A 20,926-nucleotide genomic window follows, 5' to 3' on the forward strand; every position below is an offset into this window, starting at 1 on the left:
CAGATTAACGACATTGTTGAAGCGTAAACAGACGACATACCCGCGCGCTGGTGTAAGCCATTGACCATCAAAGACCCGAATCTGCACGCCCACAGTGTGTGCGATCCCCTCGCCACAGAGGCTCGCTCGCACAAAGACATGGTCTACTTTTCAGCAGACAAAAAAAAACCCGCCGAAGCGGGTTTTTCCCAAGACCATGTCGACTCCCTGTCGATAGCGTTCCTTGCTGATGGCCGATCATCCTTGATCCCGGAGCACTTCCTGTGCGCCGGTTGATGAAGCTAGATTACGCATCGGATCCAATCTGCAACAGGCGACATAGTTACCATCGCGTGTAAGACATTCGCTATACCACCCCTTCCGAAAACCCTTAGATACCTCAGGTGCCGTGCCTGGAAGCCGCGAGTTCCGGGACCTGCAGGCCATTACTCTGACTGATGCTCACGAGCCCTGGTGCCGGTCTTCAAGAATTCTTCGATGTTGCTCATCTGTTCATCCCAACCACGGCTGTCCATACGGAACGCCTTGAGCCGCCGCGCCTGGGGAATGTGATCGAAACCGGACTCGGTGACCTTGAGCAAGGTGCCGGTATCCATGTCTTCAAGCTCGAACAGCACCAGCGTGGTGGGCTCCTGGGAGTAGTCGACTTCCGGCTCGACGGCATAGGGGTGCCAGCGAAACGAAAACACGCGTTCCGGCTCGACTCGCTCCACCAGGACATTCCACAGCAAGTGCTCATAACCGGGGTAAGTAATCTGCCCCTGAGTCCATTCGCCGGCGACAAAACGCTTGCCTTCCAGTGCCACGCCAAACCACTGCCCGAACGCTTCGGCGTTGGCCAGCACACGCCAGACCTGCGAGCGCGGCGCTTTAAGCAGGATCTTCCTTTCGATGCGATCTGATGCTGGGTTCATATGTCACCTCCTGTAATGAACAGTAGGCCTGTAAGACCACAAGACCAACCTTAAAGTTGTATCAATCGGGTTTCTCAATCAACCCTACCTGAAATATTCGGCCGTACATCCGCGCCAAAGTTCGGGGTTGAGGACATCGAGGCTTACGCAGACCACTTGCTCAGGGCTTCCAGCGCCACCGCAAGCGATCGAGGCTTCGCTACACTGCACCTCAACTTTTCCAGTCAAAGCGAGAATCCCCATGCATCCACGCTTGCTCCTGGCGCTGACGCCGTTGCTGTTCACCACCGTTGCCCATGCCGTCGATTGCGACAACGCCACCGACCAGGCCACGATGAATCAATGTGCGGCGCAGCAGAACAAGGCGGCGGACAAGGAGTTGAATGCGCTTTACCAGCAGATCACCGAGCGTTTGAAGGGCAGTCCCGACAGCAAGAAGCTGTTGGTTGGCGCGCAGCGGGCGTGGATCGGGTTTCGGGATGCCGAGTGCAAGTTCTCTGCGTCCGGGGTTGAGGGTGGGAGTGTTTATCCGTTGATCTACAGCAATTGCATCACGGACCTGACCAAGGCGCGGGTGGAAGCTTTCAAGACTTACTTGAAGTGTCAGGAGGGGGATTTGAGTTGTCCGGTGCCCGGGCAATAAATTATCTAGCGTTTTCGATACCCTCTTAGCGAGCAAGCCCGCTCCCACATTTCATCGCATTCTTTCTGAAAGAACTCGGTCGAATGTGGGAGCGGGCTTGCTCGCGAAGGCGGCAGATCAGCCGCCGCCGTTACCGGACAAATATCTGCGCCGTGGTAATCGCCATATCCCCACCCGGCAATTTAATGTTGCCGATCTGCTTCATGCTCTCTGGATCAAAAATCGCCACATCGTTAAACGTCCCGGCCAGGTAAATCTTGCTGCCGTCCTTGTTGAAGGAAATGCAGTAGTAGGAATGATCCAGCGTCGCCGCCTGCAGCATTTTCTTTTCCTTGATGTCGTACTTCGCCAGGCGGTTGAGCACGCCGAACATCAGGTTCGGATCCTTCGGCGAGCGCATGCCACTGAAGTAGATTTCCGTCAGCGGGCCGAAGTCGGTGGTTTCGGTCTTGCCGGTTTTCAGATCGATGCTGAACAGCCCGTAGAGGTACTCGGCGGTGGCGGGATCCTGCTTCTTGTCCTTGAATTTCGCCGCGGTGTAGAGCAGCGAAAAGTCATGGCGATAGGTTTGCTGGTTCCACACGTAGAGCACGTCCGGCGCGCTGTAGTTGGCCCGTTTCCAGTGACGGCTGGGGATCAGCACATCGAACTTGCCGGTCTTCACATCGACCTTGTAGACGTCCGCCCCGGCGACATAAAGCGTGCCGTCGTCACCACTCTGCATGATGGTCAGCTGCCGTGGCGCCGGGAAGCTGCGCACCGGTTTGGCGTCAAGGCCAGCGTCCGTGGCGTAGACATCCAGCCGCGGCTGCTGCACTTCGTAGCGGTCATTGAGCATCAACGTCGGGTTGGCAATGGCGAACAGTTCCTTGCCGTCATGACTGAGGGTGAAGGCGAACATCGACTTCGCTTTCTCCCCCGGCTTCTGGGTGATGCTGGCGTGGAACACCTGTTTGCAGCTGTCCAGTTCGACACCGTAGACGTCCGCGTAGTGATTGTTCAGCACGTAGGCGGTCTTGCGATCCGGAGACAACTGAACCGTGCCCGGACCGAAGGCGTCCGGCATCTTGCAGGTCTTGAACAGGGTGTCCGTGGCCAGGTCGAGCACGTGCAGGTTGTTCGGGTAATTGGTGGTCACCATGTACTCGTGACCGTCTTGCAAAGCAGTGTTTTCATCGGCCAGAACGTTGAACGAACAGACGCTCAGGACGGCGAACGCGGCCAGGCCGCAGGCTTTGATGCTGTGCATGCTGGAATCCTTCTTTTGTCCGATCACTTGTCTTTTGGAAAGACAGTGCCAAGGTTGCGCCAGTTGTCGTTGGACGCCTGGGCATCCTTGTTCCAGTCCGGGTAGGTGCTCATCATGTCCGGCACCTGGGCCGGCCACCAGCAAGGGTCGGAACAGCCATAAAGGTCAGCTTCCATCGGCTGGCACAGCGACGACACACCGCCAAACGCATCGATTTCCCAACCCGGGTCGGTGGTCGAGGCACAGCCCGCGACAGAGCTCATCGCCACCACTTCTTCGATGCGGTTTTCGGCCGCGGCTTCATCGAGTTTCAACGCTTTGTTATTGATTGCCTTGAGATGTTTCATATCAGTGAGCCTTGCGCGGAGTGATGTAGCTGCTGATAAACGCAGGGTTGTGGGCCATGATCCGGGTGTAGACCTCGATGCCGAAGTCGACCCAGTCACGCATCAGTTCGCAGTAGTGATAGGTCGGGTGGGTCGGGTCGCCGTAACGGGCGTAGCTCTCGTGGTAGCAGCCGCCGGAGCACAGGTTGCGGATCTGGCAGTCCTCGCAACCGGTGTTGCTGCGGTCGAGGCGCTGGGACAGGAAGTCGTTCAGCTCAACCTGTTTCACCCCGCTGTGCACGTTGCCGAAGGTCGGCAGCGAAGAGCCGGTGAAGCGATGGCACAGGTTCAGTTCGCCCTTGTGATCCACTGCCAGCATCTTCAGGCCCGCACCGCAGGGCAGGGCTTTTTTGTGGCCTTCATGGATGTCGGTGATCAACTGGTGCAGGTTGGAGAAACCGATGTTGCGATGCTCCAGTGCCGCTTCCAGGTAACGCCGACCGAGGCGTTTCATGCTGGCGAAGACTTCGATCAGCTCGTCGCTGGTCAGGTTGAAGGTGCTGATGTCGCCGGAGGTCACCGGAGCGAAACCGACTTCGGCAAACCCCAGCTCGTTGAACAGATGATCCCAGATGGTTTCGACGTCGGTGACGCCGGTGGTCAGGGTCACTCGCGCGCCGACCGGGCGGCTGTTGTAGCGCGACAGCAGCATCTCGGCCTTGCGCCGCACCACGTCATACGTGCCCTGCCCGCCCACGGTGATGCGGTTGCGGTCGTGCACGGTTTTCGGTCCGTCGATACTGACCGAGAGCCCGAAACGGTGGGCATTCAGATAGTCCACGGTCTCTTCGGTGAGCAGCGTGGCGTTGGTGGTCATGACGAACTCGACGAACTTGCCGGCCTCGCGGAAACGCTTCTCGCAATAATCGACCATGTATTCGATCAGCTTGCGATTGCTCAGCGGTTCGCCGCCGAAAAACACCACGGTGAAGCGTTCTTCATCCGGGGATTCACGCAGCAGCATTTCCACTGACGCAATAGCCGTTTCAACGTCCATTTTTTTGCCGGCCGACGGCTTGTCGAGGTCTTCCTTGTAGCAGTAGGTGCAACTAAGGTTGCAGCCGGTGTTGACGTTGAGCACCACGGTGTTGATCGCGGTGCGCTCGACCCGCTTGGTGCCAATATCCGGGGTCAGCGGCGAACCGTCGCTGACCAGTTCCAGGGACATCAGCTCACGCAAGGTCTCGGTGATTTCTTCGCCGTTGAAGCGTGAAGACAAGCGCTGGATCAGGTCGTCCGACGAACAGCCGGGACCACGCAACGTGTCGATGATAGTGCCGGTCAGCTCATCGCTGGCGAACAGCGAACTGCTGGGTATGTGAAACAGCATGCGGTCGGCATCGACGTGCACTTCGTGCAGGTTCCGCTCAACCAGATTCAAAATAGCGCCCATTGCAACCTCCTGTGCAAACCCCGTTCTACGGGGCCTGCGGTCATTCCGAAAAAGTGTCTGGAGACGTTTATTTCAGTCAACTCACGGAATGGGTGGATTGTTCCAGCGCTGCACGGTGACGATCATGTGGCCCTCGCCGGTCAGGGATTTTCCTGCATCGTCGACGGCGGCGATCACCTTGAGGTTGCCGGCGTTGTTGGTGGACATTTTGCGTTGCGGGTTTGGCCCGGCATCGCCCGGTGTGAACACGCCGCTGTCGGCCTGCATGGTGCCGGCGAACTTGACGTCTTCGTCTTCCTTGGCGCGATCGTCGAAAGCTTCGACCGACCACTGCGCCGGGAACACACCGATGCGATACGGCTTGCCATCGGCGCCCTTGCCCCAGGCTTCGGCATCAAAACGGCCCTGGACTTTCGGCGTCGAACCACCGCCCTCGCCGATCCGCGCCACCGAGAACTCGGGCACGACTTTGACTTCGGCAATTTTGCTGTAGACCGACAGGGTCGGGCCTTTCAGCGTGCCGACGGTGACGTTGCGCAGGCCTGGCTGGGCGTTGGCGGCGGCCTTGAGTCTGACCTTGATGCGATCCGCGCTTTGCTCGACCACCTCGACCACTTCCACGCCTTTGCCGAAGTTCGGTTTGCCGCTGAGACCGCTGCCGATCAGGGTCACTTCAGACTCGACGCCAGCCTTCAGATAACCCGGCTGCACCGCCAGCAAACGACTGCTGCCCTGCTTGGCGGCGACGAAGTCCAGACCGCGCTCATCGTGCTCGGCCTCGAACATCCGCCCCTGCATGGCATTGCCCTGGGCGGCGAACACCTGACGCATGGTCACGCCGTCGATGCTCACGTTGCCGCGCCATTCGTAGCCGGTATAGAGAATCGCGCTGCCGTCGCCATTGAACGGCGTGCCGTCGGCGTATTGTCCTTTGACGCTGACCTTGAACGTGTCGTCGCCATCGGCGCTCACGCTCATTACCCCCGCCAGTTCACCTTTGCCCGGCAGGTGTCCGCTGAAGCTCCAGTCACCCACCAGCGCCTCGGCTTTGGGCGCGGTGGCCTGCCATTTTTTCCAGGCCGGGTTGTCCAGCGGATAACGCTTGGCCAACAGCGGCACCATTTCTTTTCGAGCCAGATCGAACCAGTCGCGGTCGCGCGACAGGGCCTGGTATTCCAGCGACGGCCACTGGCCGAGGTGGAAGTTCACCAGGCGATCCCATTCCTGGGCCGGACGCCGTTGCAAGGCGACCCGCGCGCCGGAGTGGCAGCGGCCGCACATCTGGCTGGTCTGGTCGTCGAATTTTTCCACGGTGTTGAGCCGGCGCTCCAGCGCATACCGCACGCCATCGGTCTCGCTCGGCGCCAGTCCTTGAGTGTCGGCCAGGTATTTGACCAGCGTGCGACGGTCATCATCGCTAATCTGCAAACCGTGCATGGTCTGCATCCGGGCGATGCTCATCAGCCAGCCTTCCGGCGTTTTGCGCTGGTGACTGATGCGGCTCAGGGCGCTATCGGCTTCGGGGGTGTGACAGCCCTGACAGGTTTCCTTGAGGATGGTCTGGGCGTCGCGGGCTGCCAGGCTATAAGGCGAATGCAGCGCCACACAGGCGGCCACGGCCAGCAGACTGACGCTCAGGCCTGATCGGAGTTTTCTCTTCATCAACGTCGAACCTCGCACGGTGCTTTCTTATTTTTGTGGCTTATCGTTTTTATGGTTTCTGCCGCCGGCGGCGCACCGCAGACGGAGGCAAGAGAAACGTCTGCGATGAGCAATACACGGAGCGTGCCAGCTTACCGATTGGCTTTTTAATCAAGCGGTTGCGTGAAGTTGACTGCGGTTGGCCCTGTCTGATCGAGAGCGTCTGCGTCTAATATCGCGACAGGTGTTGCAGTCTGAGACAAGCATAGATGCCATCGCCGGAACAGCTCATCGCCCGACGATTGACGACAGTCCCGTGCGGGGGCGAAATAAGTGTTCACCAATTGCCAGTCAGGGGGTCACACCGTGGCAAGCATCACTGTCCTCGCGGGGGACTTTCTGCAGGGTGACGGAGAGTACACAGACGGCGTTTTCACCCTGAGAACGTCGCTTCACCCGTGGCCCGGTATCACCCTGCCACTCACCTCGTTCAAAAGCGTGGAAGTCGCCAACGAGGATTCGATCAACAATATCAAGGATGCCATCGGCTTCGGCGTCGCCGGTGCCATGCTGCTGGGCCCCATCGGCGCGATTGCCGGCTTCATGCTGGCCGGGAAGGAAACCGAAGTGACGTTTCTGGCCACGCTCAAGGACGACAGGAAATTGCTGGCTGCCGTGGATGGCAACACATTCGACGAGATTTACCGGAAAATAGCTGCCTGATTGCTCAGCGCGAGCCGCACCGGTTACACGGTGCGGCTTATCGCCGGTTCAGATCGAATAGGTGGGATGAATGCTCTTGTGCGCCTCGATTTCCTGGCGCATGTCCGCCACCAGCGTGGCGATGGCATGGGGACTGTCCAGCGTCCACAGGGGAACGTGTGTGGCAACCAGATCTACTTTGCCGGTCATGCAGTCGCAGACCCGGATCGTCAGGGACTGGTCCGCTTCCATGCTGCAGGTGCAGACGGCGGGCAGAAAACTGTGTTCGATGATGTTTTGGATTTCAAGGGTTGAAAGAAACATCGCAACCTCCCTTACGCCAGAGACATAGCAGGGGAAATGCTCCGTCATTTCACCACCGAGCCTGAAAATTCTATTCCCCAAAAGTGGAGGGCTCAAGGGCGCAACCCGGTTGCTCGTCGTCTCGGCGTTCAAGTTTCTGTGCTACTCGTCGATAACCTGCTTACACCAAACGTTAAGGGAATGACGACATGGCAATTTCTTTAAACTCTGCCTTGATCCAGCCATCGGCCGCTCAGCTGAGCCAGTCCAGCCAACCATTGACCGCGAAAGCCCTGACTGAAGACCTGCAGAAAACAGCGGTCAACATCAATCCGGCGGCGATTTACCATCCAAGCGATGAAGCTCCGGCAACCAGTCCGACCGTGGAATCGATCGAGACCTGGATCGGCCGATCCCGGTCACCGGATTTCCCGCAGGTTGCCGAACGACACAAAAACGCCCATCAATCGCTGAAATTCTCTTTCGAAGAGTTCCAGTCTGCATTGGCCCACGCCTATCCGGATCTCGCCGACAAAAAATTCGGTTTCACCATTGAAGCGGATGGAAAGCTCAAAGCCCTCAACACCTCCGGCCAGCTCAGCTCTTCCGACCTGAATCGGCTGAACAACCTGCTGAATGCATCCAGTTCGCTGAAAAGTGCAGCGAGCAGTTACCGCGACGCCTCCATCGACCTGGTGGCCGCCGACTCCGTCTGGGGTGGCAGCTACGTGGGCGGGTACAACCTGAACAAGGGCAACTTCGCCAGCACCATCGATCTGGGTGCCCTGTTCCTCAAGAAAGGCTCGGTGCCAAACGCTGAAACCCTGAACGGCTTCTTCTCCAGCCAGTTGTGGAGTAAAGGCGAACGGATGACGCAGGCGACGGAAGCGCAGATGTTGTCCGAACGCAACAAGGTCAACGTGACGGCCTGATTACGACAACAGGCGCGGATTGCCCGAATCAGCTCAGGCCGCATCATCGGCCCGGGCTGAAAAACCCGTCTCTTGAATCTCAGGCGCCGTCGCGATTTGCGACAAAGCGTCAGGTCCTGTCGACCCCGGACCTCATCCCGCGCCCGCCGCCAAAGGGCGATTCGGCCCATGCGAACAGTTGGCACAGCCATTGCGAAAGCCTCGTTCTCACGAACAACAAGAGGCCTCGCCATGACGCTCCCCTACCTGCTTCCCGCCACCTCGGCGTTCATCCAGCGCGCCCCGCGCATGCTTATCGGCGGCGACTGGGTCGAGGCCGCCGACGGCCAGACCATGCCCCTGCACAACCCCGCCACCGGCGACGTGTTGTGCGTGGTGCCGCGGGCCACGCCCGAAGACGTTGACCGGGCGGTACTCGCCGCCCGCCATGCATTCGATGATTCCGCCTGGACCCGCACCCGCCCCCGCGAGCGGCAGAACCTGCTGTGGAAACTCGCCGACCTGATGCAACGCGACGCCGAACTGCTCGCGCAACTGGAATGCCTGAACAATGGCAAGGGCGCGGCGGTGGCCCAAGTGATGGACGTGCAACTGTCCATCGACTTCCTGCGCTACATGGCCGGTTGGGCGACCAAGATCGAAGGCTCCAGTGTTGAAGTGTCGTTGCCGTTGATGCCCAACGATCAGTTCCACAGTTTCATACGTCGCGAAGCAGTGGGCGTGGTCGGTGCCATTGTCGCCTGGAACTTTCCGTTACTGCTGGCCTGCTGGAAACTCGGCCCGGCCCTGGCCACCGGTTGCACTGTGGTGCTCAAGCCCGCCGACGAAACCCCGCTGACTGCACTCAAACTCGCGGAACTGGTACTTGAAGCCGGCTATCCCGAAGGTGTGTTCAACGTGGTCACCGGCACTGGCATCACTGCCGGTTCAGCCCTGACCCACAACCCGCTGGTGGACAAGCTGACCTTCACCGGCTCCACCGCCGTGGGCAAGCAGATCGGCAAGATCGCCATGGACTCCATGACCCGCGTCACCCTGGAACTGGGCGGTAAATCGCCGACTATCGTCATGGCCGATGCCGACCTGAAGACCGCCGCCGCGGGCGCCGCCAGTGCGATCTTCTTCAATCAGGGCCAGGTGTGCTGTGCCGGTTCGCGGCTGTATGTGCAGCGCAAGCATTTCGACAATGTGGTGGCGGACATCGCCGACATTGCCAACGCGATGAAGCTCGGCAACGGGTTGGACCCGAGCGTGGAAATGGGGCCGCTGATCTCCGCGCGGCAGCAGGAACGGGTTTACGGGTACATCGAAAAGGGCCGGGAAAGTGGCGCGACCATCGCCTGCGGCGGCGAGCAATTCGGACCGGGATTCTTCGTCAAGCCGACGGTGATCGTCGATGTCGATCAGAAGCATTCGCTGGTGCAGGAGGAGATCTTCGGCCCTGTGCTGGTGGCGATTCCGTTTGATGATGAGGCCGATGCGTTGCGCATGGCCAATGACAGTCCTTATGGGTTGGGGGCGAGCATCTGGTCGAATGATCTGGCGGCGGTGCACCGGATGATTCCGCGGATCAAGTCGGGTTCGGTGTGGGTCAATTGCCACAGTGCGCTGGACCCGGCGTTGCCGTTTGGCGGGTACAAGATGTCGGGGGTCGGGCGTGAGATGGGGTATGCGGCGATTGAGCATTACACCGAATTGAAATCGGTGTTGATCAAGTTGTAGTCATCGGCGACCGTTAGGCCGCCTTCGCGAGCAAGCCCGCTCCCACATTGGTTTTGTGTCGTTCACAGATCCAATGTGGGAGCGGGCTTGCTCGCGAAGAGGCCGGCCCAGGCAAAGGAGCTTTCAGGGCTTGAACCCCTGAGCCAACAACCAACCCCGAACCACCCGCCCCTGCTCCACCGTCAATCCCGCCAAAACTTGCCCGGCCGGCTCGGTCTGCAACCGCCGCACCAACGGCGCCAATTCAACCCCTTGTACATGCCAGATCCCTAACGGCTGATCCGCCGTGATCACCACCTCAGCCTCATCCACAAACCCATCCTTCAGCACCGGTGCCCGCTCAATCCGCAGCGCTGCAAAATCCGCCTCGGCATGCGCCACCTGCGCATCCGGCCACTGCCACCGCGCCTGCCAGAACGGCTGATCCGGCCAACGCTGCTCATCGGCATAAAAATCCCGCCCGATCCGCGCAAACCGCAAAAACAACTGCTCCACCCGTTGCTGATGAAAACGCTGGGCCAACGCCGCCCGCTCCGGTTTTCGCAACAGCGTGTTGATCACCGTCGGCGCCTGCAACGCCGAGGACAAGGACTGAAAGATGCCGTTGCCCGACAGCGGATCCACCGCCATCGCCGCATCGCCGACCCGAATCCAGTTTTCACCACACACCTGCGGGTTCAGAATCGCAGTGCTGCTGCGGGCATGCAGCTGTAGATCGACCTCAGGAACGCCGCCAAAAAATGCCTGCGCCAATGTGGAGTCCCGGCGCCGCTGGCGACAGTAATCGAGCAACCGCGCCTTGCCCGGCAAGTGCGCGCTGGCCACGTCCACTGTCCACTGCCAGTAACATTGCCCGTCGGCCCGGCGCGCCATCCACGCCCAGCCATCCTCAAGGCTTTCCACGGCGCTGGCGGTGTCGCCCGGTGCGCCTTGCCAGCGATTGAGCAGGCTGACCGTCTCCGGGCCACGCAGGCCTTTGCCGAGCGCCGGCGCCTGACGTCCGCGTGCCTCCACCAGAAAATTGGCTGCCAGCGCTTCGTGCCCTTCAATCTCGACCCGATGCCCCGCTGTAGAAGTCTGGACGCTCAGTATCCGACCTTCGATCAGCTCAACGCCAGCGAGGCGCAAATCCTCGCGCAAACCACGATCAAAGCTCGGGCGGTCCAGCAGGAATTCGATGTTTTGCGCATGCTGCTGACCGTTCCACGACACCTGCCGCTGAGACGGCAATGCCGCATCCGCCAACGCGTGATGCAGACCGGCACCGCGCAGGGCCTCCAGCACCCGGATGGAAACGCCCTCCAGCGCAGCAAACCGTCGCCACTCGCTGACCAGCGTCACGGGGTAACCGAGCCGCCTCAAACCCAGGGCCACCGCCGCACCCGCCGGCCCGGCGCCAAGTATCAGAATCATGCACCGAAACGCCGTTCAGGCCCGCGATACCGGGCGTTTTCCCGCAGCCAGTCGATGACCTGCGCGTTGCTCGCCTCGGGTTGTGCAACCAGGAAACCCGCAATGTGCCCGCTCAACGCCGCGCAGCCCAGACTGGCACCGGACTGCCCCGGATACGTCCCATGCACGCACGCCGCGAAATCCGCCTGGGCGCTGTTGAGCCATGACCATTCCTGTTCGGCGCAGCGTGCATCACCGGTGACGCGCAGCACCTGTGGATAATTCGCCGGGAACACACCCTCGCCCTGCGCCGGGCTGGAGGCACACAGCAAAATGCCCCGCGCCACCGCCGCTGCGCACGCCTCGCGCAACAGGCTGCGATCCTGACGCAACCCGAGGCTCAAATTGATCAGCCGCACGTCCTGCGCCACCAGCCAGTCGATGGCCGTGGCAATCTGCAAGGCGCTGGTGACGCCACGCTGATCGAACACCTGAGCCACGCAGAACACCGCCGAAGGTGCCCGCCGGCCGATGGCCTCGATCACCGCACTGCCGTGGCCCAGCGGATCATCGCGCAAAGCGCTTTCGGCCAGTCCGTCCGCCAGCAACGAGAAACGGCGCCCCGCGATCACCTGCACCCGCTGCGCCGCCGAATGACCGCTGTCCACCACACCGACTCGCAGTTCAGGCTTCATGCGGCACCGTTCTCGAGGTGAGCACGCCGTCGAGCAATTCGAAGCGCAGATCGGCGTCGGCCAGGGTTGAAGGGCGATGGCTGATGAGGATGCGTGTGCGCCCGGCAAACAGTCGGTCGATGGCCTCGATCACTTCACGCTCGGTGGCTTCATCCACCGCCGAGGTCGCTTCGTCCAGCACCAGAATCAGCGGGTCCTGCAACAGTGCCCGGGCGATGGCGATGCGTTGTTTCTGGCCGCCGGACAACTGCTGGCCGCGCTCGCCCAACGGGCTGTCGAGGCCTTCGGGCAACGAGGCAATCAGGCTGTCGAGTTGTGCCAGCCGCGCCACTTCGGCAATCGCTTCGCGGCTGGCGTCGGGCACGGCGTAGGCGAGGTTGTCGGCGAGGCTGCCGCGAAACAGCACGATGTCCTGACTGACCACGGCAATCCGCCGGCGCAACTGGAACAGGTCCAGTTCGCGCAGGTCGACCTCGCCCAGCAAGACCCGGCCGGACTGCGGATCGTGGTGCCGCTGCAACAGGTCGATCAGCGTCGATTTACCGACCCCGGAGCCGCCGCTCAGGGCGACTTTCAAACCGTAGGGAATGCGCGCCTCGATGCCGCGCAACGTTGTCGGGCGACCGGGATGGCTGAAGTGCACGTCGTCGAAACGCAGTTCGCCGGAGGTTGGCATCGGCGTGGGTTCAACGGGGGTCAGCACCGTCGGTTCTTCACCGCGCAATTCCATCACGCGCCCGAGACTGACGGTCATCCGCTGAATCGCGACATAGAGTCCGAGCAGGCTCTGCACCGGTCCGACGGCCATCCCCAGATAAGTGGAAAACGCGATCAGCGCACCCAGTTGCCACGTCCCTTGCACCACCCAGTAACCGCCAATCAAAAACGCACAGGCCCGGGACAGCGAGGTCAACGTGCCCGGCACCGCCTGGGTGAAAAACTCGGTGACTTGCAGGCGCAGCAACTGGCTCATATAGCCCTGCCCCAGCGCCTCCAGCCGGCGCGACTCACGCTGCTGCTGGCCGGCCGACTGAATGAATTTCATCACCGGCAGCGTCTCGACCATGAACGACGACATGTCCGCCGAACGCTCACGCAACTGGCGCACATCGCGCTCGACCTTGCGTCGCATCCAGCGCAGCCAGAGCACATCGAGGGGAATCAGCACCAGCGCCAGCAGCGAGAGTTTCCACGACAAGGTCAACAGCATCGCCACCGCGACCACCAGGCCGATCACGCTCGACACCGCCGAGAACAGAGAGTCCACGGCGAAGCGCTGAATTTCGGCGACATCGCCATCGAGGCGCGACATCAGATCACCGATGCGCCGCTGACCGTAGAAGCTCGGCGACAGGGTTTGCAGGTGCCGATAAAGGTCATCGCGCAGCGAGAACAGAATCCGCCCGGACAACCGCGTGTGCAGGTAACGATTGATCCCCGACAGCGCCGTGCCGAGTAGCCCGGCGACGATCATCAGCCCGGCGATCAGCACCAGCATGGGGAAGTTGCGCGCCAGCAAGCCATCGTCGATCAACAGCTTGGTCAGCCAGGGCTGCACCAGCACCAGCGACGAAGCGCAGACCGACAACCCCAGCAGCCCGGCAATCGCCAGACGATGCGGGCGCACAAAGCTGTAGAGCCAGCGCAGCGCCGCTTGCAGGGCTTCGGGGTTCTGGCTGTCGATCAGCCGAACGATCAGGCGCTGCATCACGAACGCAACTGTTTGAGCTTGCGATACAGGGTCGCGCGGCTGATGCCCAGGGCGTCGGCGGCGGCCGAGACGTTGCCCTGATGGCTGTCCAGGGACTGGCGAATCAGCTCCAGTTCGTTTTCGCGAATACTCCCGGACGCGGGGCGTTCGCTGGCGTTCAGTTCGTCGAGCATGCTGTCGGGCAAGTGGTCGAGGGTCAGCACCGTGTCCCCCGGCTCACGCATGGCCAGCGCGGTGCGCAACACCATTTCCAGTTGACGGATGTTGCCCGGCCAGTGATAGCCCGCGAGTAGGCGGTTCAGATCGTCATGCAGGACCATGGTTGGCGCATCGAGTCGGGCCAGCAGGCGACTGACCAGCCCGCTGAAATCGTCCCGCTCGCGCAGCGCCGGCAGCATCACGCTGATGCCGTTGACGCGATAGAACAGGTCTTCACGAAAGTGTTTTTCTTCGACCAGGCGCTTGAGGTCGCGGTGGGTGGCGCAGATCAGGGCGACATCAATGTCCTGTTCTTCGCCGGCGCCCAGCGGCGCGACTTTACGGTCCTGCAAGACGCGCAGCAGGCGTGCCTGCAACGCCAGCGGCATGTCGCCGATTTCGTCGAGGAACAACGTGCCGCCGTGGGCCTGTTGCAGGCGCCCGACCATGCCGCCACGTCGGGATCCGGTGAACGCGCCTTCGCGGTAGCCGAACAGTTCCGACTCGATCAGGCCCTCGGGGATCGCCGCGCAGTTCACCGCGACGAAGGGTTTGTCGCAACGACTGCCCGCCATGTGCAAGGCGCGGGCAATGACTTCCTTGCCGGTGCCGGTTTCGCCGAGCAACAACACCGGCAATTCGTTGGCCAGCCCTTGGCGTGCCATGCGCAAGGCCCGGGCATAACGGACATTGCTGCCGGCCAGGGCGTCGAGGTCGGGTTGCGGTTTAGCGGTTTTCGCGGGGCTGCGCGGCGGTGTGCTGACGTTGATCGAACGTTGCGGCGCGCGCAGGGTTTTGTAGAAAAATTCACCTTTGGCCGTCTGCAGACTGCCGACGCCGCCCTGATGCAAACGCGACAGCAGTTGCAAGCCATCGACGCCAAGAAACTCCTCGCAACGGCGACCGACCAGCGCCGAGCGCTCGGCGTGGAGCAGCTGACAGGCCTGGGCGCTGACCGCGAGAATCTGTCCGCCGAGGCTCACCGCCAGCAAGCCTTGCCAAGGGGATTCGAGGTATTGCCGACGGCTGTGGAAGGCCAGGACGATCTGGTCGGGGAAACTGGCGTTGAATACCCGGCTTTCGATCTGGCTGACGGCCATCGCCAGCAGCGCGGTGCTGTCGTGGACGCGGCCGAGCGGGCCTTCGCGTGTCAGGTCGAGGACGCCGAGGATGTCGCCTTGCGGGCAATAAATCGGCACCGAGGTACAGGAGAAGTCGGTCAGGCGATCGAGGTAATGCTCGCCGCAATCGATCATCGTCGGCCGGGCTTCCACCAGCGCAGTGCCCAGCGCGTTGGTGCCGCGAGCGGCTTCGCTCCAGCAGGCGCCGAGGGTGATGTCTTGCAGGCCACTGCCCTTGAGGCGATCGGCACGGCCTTCGACGGCAAGAATGGTGGCGTCGGAATTGGCGAGGATGACCAGCCCTTCCTTGCCCTGGCGCTCGGCCAGGTAATCGATGGCCGGCAACGCTGCGTCGATCAGCAGACGATTGCTCGACAGCAGCACATCGAGGCTCGCGCTCGATTCCAGCGTCAGCTCATGTTTGCTGTTGAAATGCACGCCATGACTGAGGCTACGCCGCCATGACGCATCGATTTCTGCCCGCAACACGCCATCGGGCACTTCGCCCTCGAGATGGAGTTTTTCCCGGGCCAGCCGGGCTTCGCGGTGCAGCTTGGGGGAAGTTGTTTTTATCAGCGTCATCAAGCGCTCCGGATCGGTCCGCCCTGCGCTCTTTTAAGTTCAGCGCCCTGCCGCAATCTTTACGTTAACGTCAGGGCGATGGCAAGTGTGTTTCATCCGTTGCACCGCGTTATCGTTCTTCGCGGGCAAGCCACGCTCCTACAGGTAATTTGCCGGACGAAATATTTTCGTTCAACTCAATCCTGTAGGAGCGAGGCTTGCCCGCGAAGGCGGCCTCCCGGTCCCCAAAAGAATCAGAGATTCCACACCTCTCCCACAGCTCCAGCGTCGTTCACAAACAGACGGTCCGACTCGAACACTGTGGGAGCGGGCTTGCCCGCGAAAGCGGCCTGTCAGACACCACACAACTCAGATCTGCCACACGTCGGACCCCACAAAAAACGCCCGCGCATTATCCTCAAGACTCTCCAGGTGATACCCGCCCTCCTGCACAATCAGACACGGCAACCCAAGGCTTCGAATCCGCTCACCCAGCCGTGCAAACCCTTCTCGCGTCACCGCCACTTTGCTCTGCGGATCGAGCTCGAAAATATCGAAGCCCAACGACAGCACCAGCACTTGCGCGCCAAAATCCTTCACCGCTGACAGCGCCACGTCCAGTTGCTCGAGAAAGTCCGCCTCGCTCGCGCCATGCGCCATCGGCAAGTTGAGGTTGAACCCTTCACCCGCCCCGACACCGCGCTCATCCTCAAACCCGGCAACCCCCGGATAGAAGTTGGTCGGATCGCCATGCACCGAGACATACAGCACATCATCGCGGTCGTAGAAAATCTCCTGTATTCCCTGTCCGTGGTGCATGTCGGTGTCGAGCACGGCGACTTTTTCAAACCCGCTGCGCAGCACCTGTGCCGCCACCGCCGCGTTGTTCACATAACAGAAACCACCCGCCGCCTCCGCTCGAGCGTGATGCCCCGGTGGACGGCACAACGCGTAAGCCGCCGGTTCGCCATCAAGCAGCGCCTGCGCCCCGGCCACCGCGCTTTGCGCCGACCAATAGGCCGAACGCCAGGTCTGCTCGCCCACCGGGCAACTGCCGTCCGCAAGATAGCGGGCCGCCTGAGCCAGAATCCCGCGCAGGGCGTTGGGCTCGCGGACAAAGATGTTCGACATCACTTCGTCGCCCCAATCTTCAGGGATTTCCTTCCAGCGCTGATGCGCTTCCTGCAAAAACGCCAGGTACGGCGCACCGTGCACCGCCAGCAGCGGCTCAAGCCCCGCGTCGGCCGGTTGCTCGACTTTGAAACCCAGTGAGTGAGACGCCTGCACCAGTCGCTGCGCGCGCTCCGGTACTTCCTGCGGCGTGCGCATCTGCCCACGGGAGTAGTAACTGCGTGGATGATGGAGCAATTGCTCGGGATGGAAAAAACTGCGCATAGGTTGATACCTGTCAGTTGTGGCGAGGGGATTTATCCCCGTTGGGCTGCGCAGCAGCCCTAAAATCTTCCTGCATGACGCGCCGACTGACTTTGCGACGGCTTCGCAGCCGGACGGGGATGAATCCCCTCGCCACAGGTTTTGTGTTTGCAGCCTGTTCCTTAGTTGGCAATGCTGGCGCGGGACAGCACGGCGTTAAGCAACACATCCGTACCCTGCCGCACATCTTCCGGCAGCACGTCTTCCGCTTCGTTATGACTCAAGCCACCCACGCACGGAATAAACACCATCGCCGTCGGGCAGAACCGCGCCAGGTGAATCGCGTCGTGCCCGGCGCCGCTGACAATCGATTGCTGAGCGTAGCCTAGCGCGTCCACCGCTTGCTGCACCGCCGCCACGCAATCCGCGTCGAACGGTGTCGCCGGGCTGATCCAGTGCGGGGTGATCGTCAGTTTCAGATCGCGCCCATCGGCAATCACCTGCAGCCGCGCGCGCACCTGCTGCTCCATCGCCTCGATGGCTTCGTCGCGATGATGACGCAGGTCGACGGTGAAATTCACCAGTCCCGGAATGGTATTGCGCGACGATTTGTTGATGCTCAACTCACCGACCGTGGTCAGGCCCTCGGGGGCGAAATCGGTGGCCAGATCTTCAATCGCCTGGATCATCCGCGCCACGCCATACAGGGCGTCCTTGCGCAGCGGCATCGGCGTAGTGCCCGCGTGGGCGGCCATGCCTTCGACCCGCACGTCGAGCCAGCGAATCGCCTGACCACCGCTGACCACGCCGATGCTTTTCGCGTTGTCTTCGAGGATCGGCCCTTGTTCGATGTGGGCTTCGAAATACGCATCCACCGCGCCGCCCAACGGACGCTCACCGGCGTAACCGGTGCGCTGCAATTCGTCGGCGACGCTGATGCCATCGATGTCCCGCACCGCCAGCGCCGTGTCCAGTTGCATGATGCCGGTGAACACCGCCGAGCCGAACATCGCCGGCGTGAAGCGCGCACCTTCTTCGTTGGTCCACACCGCCACTTCCAGCGGTTTGCGGGTCTGGATACCGAGGTCGTTAAGGCAACGCACCACTTCCAGGCCGGCGAGTACGCCGTACACGCCGTCGAAGCGCCCGCCTTCAGGCTGGGTGTCGAGGTGGCTGCCCATCATCACCGGCGCGGCGTCGGGATCAGTGCCGGCGCGGCGAGCGAACAGGTTGCCGATGGCGTCCACGCTCAGGGTCATGCCGGCTTCGCGGCACCAGTGGGCAAACAGTTCGCGACCGGCCTTGTCTTCATCGCTCAGGGCCAGACGGCAACTGCCGCCACGCGCGGTGGCGCCGATTTCGGCCATGGCCATCAGACTCGCCCACAGGCGTTCGCCATTAATCTTCAACATAAATCACTCCACGAAAATCCAGCTGAAAAACGGTGATTTGCAGGAGCCGGCAAGCCGACGCCTACACATTCGGTTGTGCTCAATCGGCCTGGACACACAACACCTGCGCGACCGGCTCGCCAGCGCGCAAACGTTCGAGCAAACGCGGTTCGGCGTGATCGGACGCCAATGCCTTTTCGATCACACGGGCCGCCGTTGACCAGTCGAGAAACAGCACACCGTTGTCGTCCCCCAAGACCAGATCGCCCGGTTGCACCGTGACACCGGCGCACTGAATCGGCTGATTGATTTCGCTGTCGCCTCGACCGTGCAACTTGGTGGTCAGCAAGCTGGTGCCGCGAGCGAAGACCGGTAACCCGCCTTCACGCAGTTCCAGCAGATCGGTGACCGCGCCGTCCACCACGATTCCCGCCGCACCGGCGCAACTCGCGGCACAACTGGTCACCGCGCCGACCGGGGCGTGTTGCCAGTCGCCACCCGTGTCGATCACCAGCACATCGTCCGGTTTTATCAGCGCCAACGCCTGGTTGACGGCGATGGCGTCGGCACCCACCAGTTTCAGCGTCAGTGCGCGGCCGACCAGTTTCACGTTGGGCACCATGGCCCGCAGTTGCGAGTCTGCAAATCCCTCCTCGAGAAAATGCCCGAGGGTGGGAAAGCTCACCGCTTTGAACTGCTCGATCAGCTGCGACTTATCCATGCTGCGACTCCTTCGTGATCAACTCGGCCACACAATCGATCTCCAACGAAACGCCCCACAGCGCCACGCACACGGTGGTTCGCGCCGGTGGCGCATGACCGAGAAACTCGCGGTACACCGCGTTGAACGGCTCCAGTTGCGCGGGATCGGTCAGGTACGCGTTGACCTTGATCACGTGACTGAAATCCGAGCCCGCCTCGATCAGGATCGCCTCGAGATTGCGCAAGGTTTGCCGCACTTGTTCGGGGAAATCGGCGGGCTGGTCGTCGAGCCCGCTTTGCGCCGGAATCTGCCCGGCGGTGAACACCAGATGGCCGCTGACCACCGCTTGAGAGTAAGGCCCCACGGGACCGATGAAGCCCGGGGCCGACTGAATTCTGCGCATGCTGTTGAACTCCATGGATCAGGCCGCAGCCGATTTGAAAGGTTTAGGAGCCGGCTGGTCGTCGGCAGTCGTCACCGCCGGAATTTCGCTGATGTCGCGTTTGAAGGTCTCGGTCAGCAGCAACAGCGCCAACAGGGAAATCAGCGCCGCGCCGATCATGTACCAGGCCACCGACGAGCCTTTGCCAGTGGCCGCGAGCAACGCGGTGGTGACGATCGGTGTTGCGGCGCTGCCGAGCAGCCCGGACAGCATGTAGCTGATCGACAATCCCGAATAACGCACCCGGGTGCCGAACAACTCCGCCAGGAAGGTCGCGATCGGCCCGTAGTTGGCGGCGAAAGCGGTCATCAGCAGCAAGTAGCCGAAGATCACCAGCGACAGCTCTTTGGTGTCCATCAACCAGAACATCGGGAACGCCACCAACGCCTCGGCAACGATGCCGGCGACGATGATCGGCTTGCGTCCGTAACGGTCCGACAGCGCACCAAACACCGGCAACATGACGATGCACCAGGCGCAGGACAGCAGCACCACACCGAGCATCACGCTGCGACTGAAGCCCAGATTCTGCGTGCCGTACGTCAGGCCGAACGCGACGATGATGTTGAACGACGCACCGGTCGACATCGTCGCAATGCCGCCGAGCACCACTTGTTTCCAGTACTTGCGAAAGACTTCGGCCAACGGCATTTTCACCTGGACCTCAGCTTCCTTGACCTTGTTGAACGCCGGGGTTTCAGCGATGTTCAGGCGGATGTACAAGCCCACGGCGATCAGCAAAACGCTGGCAAGGAACGGAATGCGCCAGCCCCAGGCCAGCAGGTCTTCAGGCGACAGCCACGCCGCGATCACCAGAAACGCCAGGTTGGCAATCATGGTCCCGGCGGGCACACCGATCTGCACCCAGGAACCGTACAAACCGCGCTTGTTGGCCGGCGCATGTTCCACCGCCATCAACACCGCCCCGCCCCATTCGCCGCCCAAGGCCAGGCCTTGAATGACCCTGAGCAATAACAACAGGATCGGCGCCCAGATGCCGATGGCCGCGTAGTTGGGCAACAGGCCAATGGCGAATGTGGCCGCGCCCATGGTCAACAGCGAAATCAACAACATCGACTTGCGTCCCAGCTTGTCGCCGAAGTGCCCGAACAACGCGGCCCCGACAATCCGCGCCAGATACGCCGAAGCGAACGTACCGAATGCCAGCAACGTGCCGATCAAAGGCACGAAATCCGGGAAGAACACTTTGTTGAACACCAGTGCCGAAGCCGTGGCGAAAACAAACAAGTCGTACCATTCCACGGTGGTGCCGATGACACTGGCCACGGCGACTTTTTTCATGCTGATTGCAACTTCCGGTGGGGCGCCGGACTTTTCTGCGGACGATAGATCGCTCATCACTGACTCCAGGGATTTGTTTAATTGTTTTGACTGGCAGTAAAACGTTCGAGGTGAGGGATTGTTGTTATGTCTCGCCCAACTTGGCGGGCGA

Annotated in this window: 20 protein-coding genes; 5 read left to right on the forward strand and 15 right to left on the reverse strand. The window is 61.3% G+C overall.

The annotated features are described in order from the left end of the window. The first annotated feature begins 60 nt into the window (after positions 1–60). Positions 61–276: a hypothetical protein gene (locus J2Y86_RS09165; RefSeq protein ID WP_253430010.1), complete on the forward strand. Its 216-nt coding sequence runs from the start codon at positions 61–63 to the stop codon at positions 274–276. A gap of 149 nt (positions 277–425) precedes the next feature. Here J2Y86_RS09165 and J2Y86_RS09170 read toward each other — a convergent pair whose 3' ends face one another. Then, positions 426–914: an SRPBCC family protein gene (locus J2Y86_RS09170; protein WP_253430012.1), complete on the reverse strand. Its 489-nt coding sequence runs from the start codon at positions 912–914 to the stop codon at positions 426–428. A gap of 241 nt (positions 915–1,155) precedes the next feature. On the opposite strand from J2Y86_RS09170, the gene J2Y86_RS09175 reads away from it, so the two are divergent. Next, entirely contained in the window at positions 1,156–1,557 is a 402-nt protein-coding gene (locus J2Y86_RS09175; RefSeq protein WP_253430015.1) for a lysozyme inhibitor LprI family protein, read from the forward strand. Between the two features lie 130 nt (positions 1,558–1,687). Here J2Y86_RS09175 and peaD read toward each other — a convergent pair whose 3' ends face one another. The 4 genes from peaD to peaA all read right to left on the reverse strand — a co-directional run bounded on the left by peaD (position 1,688) and on the right by peaA (position 6,247). Next, a complete protein-coding gene (peaD, locus tag J2Y86_RS09180; protein WP_253430018.1) occupies positions 1,688–2,806 on the reverse strand; it encodes a quinohemoprotein amine dehydrogenase subunit beta in 1,119 nt (372 codons plus the stop codon). Positions 2,807–2,829: 23 nt separating this feature from the next. After that, positions 2,830–3,153, reverse strand: a complete 324-nt coding sequence (gene qhpC / locus J2Y86_RS09185) for a quinohemoprotein amine dehydrogenase subunit gamma (RefSeq protein ID WP_008027961.1) — start codon at positions 3,151–3,153, stop codon at positions 2,830–2,832. A 1-nt stretch (position 3,154) separates the two neighbouring features. Continuing rightward, positions 3,155–4,585, reverse strand: a complete 1,431-nt coding sequence (peaB, locus tag J2Y86_RS09190) for a quinohemoprotein amine dehydrogenase maturation protein (RefSeq protein ID WP_253430021.1) — start codon at positions 4,583–4,585, stop codon at positions 3,155–3,157. 81 nt (positions 4,586–4,666) lie between these two features. Then, entirely contained in the window at positions 4,667–6,247 is a 1,581-nt protein-coding gene (peaA, locus tag J2Y86_RS09195) for a quinohemoprotein amine dehydrogenase subunit alpha (RefSeq protein WP_253430024.1), read from the reverse strand. Positions 6,248–6,592: 345 nt separating this feature from the next. Between peaA and J2Y86_RS09200 the strand changes: the two genes are divergently transcribed. Continuing rightward, entirely contained in the window at positions 6,593–6,949 is a 357-nt protein-coding gene (locus J2Y86_RS09200; RefSeq protein WP_253430028.1) for a hypothetical protein, read from the forward strand. A 48-nt stretch (positions 6,950–6,997) separates the two neighbouring features. On the opposite strand, the gene J2Y86_RS09205 is transcribed toward J2Y86_RS09200, so the two are convergent. Then, positions 6,998–7,252 (reverse strand): DUF1652 domain-containing protein, encoded by a 255-nt coding sequence (locus J2Y86_RS09205; RefSeq protein ID WP_253430030.1) that lies wholly within the window; start codon positions 7,250–7,252, stop codon positions 6,998–7,000. A gap of 188 nt (positions 7,253–7,440) precedes the next feature. Here J2Y86_RS09205 and J2Y86_RS09210 point away from each other — a divergent pair, with 188 nt between their 5' ends. Together J2Y86_RS09210 and J2Y86_RS09215 are read left to right on the forward strand one after the other, a co-directional pair. Beyond that, positions 7,441–8,163, forward strand: a complete 723-nt coding sequence (locus J2Y86_RS09210; RefSeq protein WP_253430033.1) for a hypothetical protein — start codon at positions 7,441–7,443, stop codon at positions 8,161–8,163. 231 nt (positions 8,164–8,394) lie between these two features. Further along, on the forward strand, positions 8,395–9,885 hold the full coding sequence (locus J2Y86_RS09215) for an aldehyde dehydrogenase family protein (protein WP_253430035.1): 1,491 nt from the start codon (positions 8,395–8,397) through the stop codon (positions 9,883–9,885). Between the two features lie 123 nt (positions 9,886–10,008). Here J2Y86_RS09215 and qhpG read toward each other — a convergent pair whose 3' ends face one another. The 9 genes from qhpG to J2Y86_RS09260 form a co-directional block, all read right to left on the reverse strand. Then, positions 10,009–11,298, reverse strand: a complete 1,290-nt coding sequence (qhpG, locus tag J2Y86_RS09220) for a flavin-dependent monooxygenase QhpG (protein WP_253430039.1) — start codon at positions 11,296–11,298, stop codon at positions 10,009–10,011. Continuing rightward, positions 11,295–11,972, reverse strand: a complete 678-nt coding sequence (qhpE, locus tag J2Y86_RS09225) for a subtilisin-like serine protease QhpE (RefSeq protein WP_253430042.1) — start codon at positions 11,970–11,972, stop codon at positions 11,295–11,297. The genes qhpG and qhpE overlap by 4 nt, the downstream gene beginning before the upstream one ends. After that, positions 11,962–13,680: an ABC transporter ATP-binding protein gene (locus J2Y86_RS09230; RefSeq protein ID WP_253430045.1), complete on the reverse strand. Its 1,719-nt coding sequence runs from the start codon at positions 13,678–13,680 to the stop codon at positions 11,962–11,964. Before J2Y86_RS09230 ends, qhpE begins: the two co-directional genes overlap by 11 nt. Further along, positions 13,680–15,584, reverse strand: coding sequence for a sigma-54-dependent Fis family transcriptional regulator (locus J2Y86_RS09235; RefSeq protein WP_253430047.1), 1,905 nt, complete (start codon positions 15,582–15,584; stop codon positions 13,680–13,682). Before J2Y86_RS09235 ends, J2Y86_RS09230 begins: the two co-directional genes overlap by 1 nt. Positions 15,585–15,932: 348 nt before the next feature. Continuing rightward, on the reverse strand, positions 15,933–16,958 hold the full coding sequence (locus J2Y86_RS09240; protein WP_253430050.1) for a histone deacetylase family protein: 1,026 nt from the start codon (positions 16,956–16,958) through the stop codon (positions 15,933–15,935). 161 nt (positions 16,959–17,119) lie between these two features. Continuing rightward, positions 17,120–18,349 (reverse strand): Zn-dependent hydrolase, encoded by a 1,230-nt coding sequence (locus J2Y86_RS09245; protein ID WP_253430053.1) that lies wholly within the window; start codon positions 18,347–18,349, stop codon positions 17,120–17,122. Between the two features lie 79 nt (positions 18,350–18,428). Continuing rightward, positions 18,429–19,049, reverse strand: coding sequence for an RraA family protein (locus tag J2Y86_RS09250; RefSeq protein ID WP_253430056.1), 621 nt, complete (start codon positions 19,047–19,049; stop codon positions 18,429–18,431). After that, positions 19,042–19,434 (reverse strand): RidA family protein, encoded by a 393-nt coding sequence (locus J2Y86_RS09255; protein WP_253430059.1) that lies wholly within the window; start codon positions 19,432–19,434, stop codon positions 19,042–19,044. Before J2Y86_RS09255 ends, J2Y86_RS09250 begins: the two co-directional genes overlap by 8 nt. Before the next feature lie 18 nt (positions 19,435–19,452). Further along, the gene (locus tag J2Y86_RS09260) at positions 19,453–20,832 is read right to left on the reverse strand and encodes an MFS transporter (protein ID WP_253430062.1); all 1,380 of its coding nucleotides are present in this window, start codon (positions 20,830–20,832) and stop codon (positions 19,453–19,455) included. Between the last annotated feature and the right edge of the window lie 94 nt (positions 20,833–20,926).

Origin of the sequence: Pseudomonas migulae (assembly GCF_024169315.1) — a bacterium.
Lineage (GTDB): Bacteria > Pseudomonadota > Gammaproteobacteria > Pseudomonadales > Pseudomonadaceae > Aquipseudomonas > Aquipseudomonas migulae_B.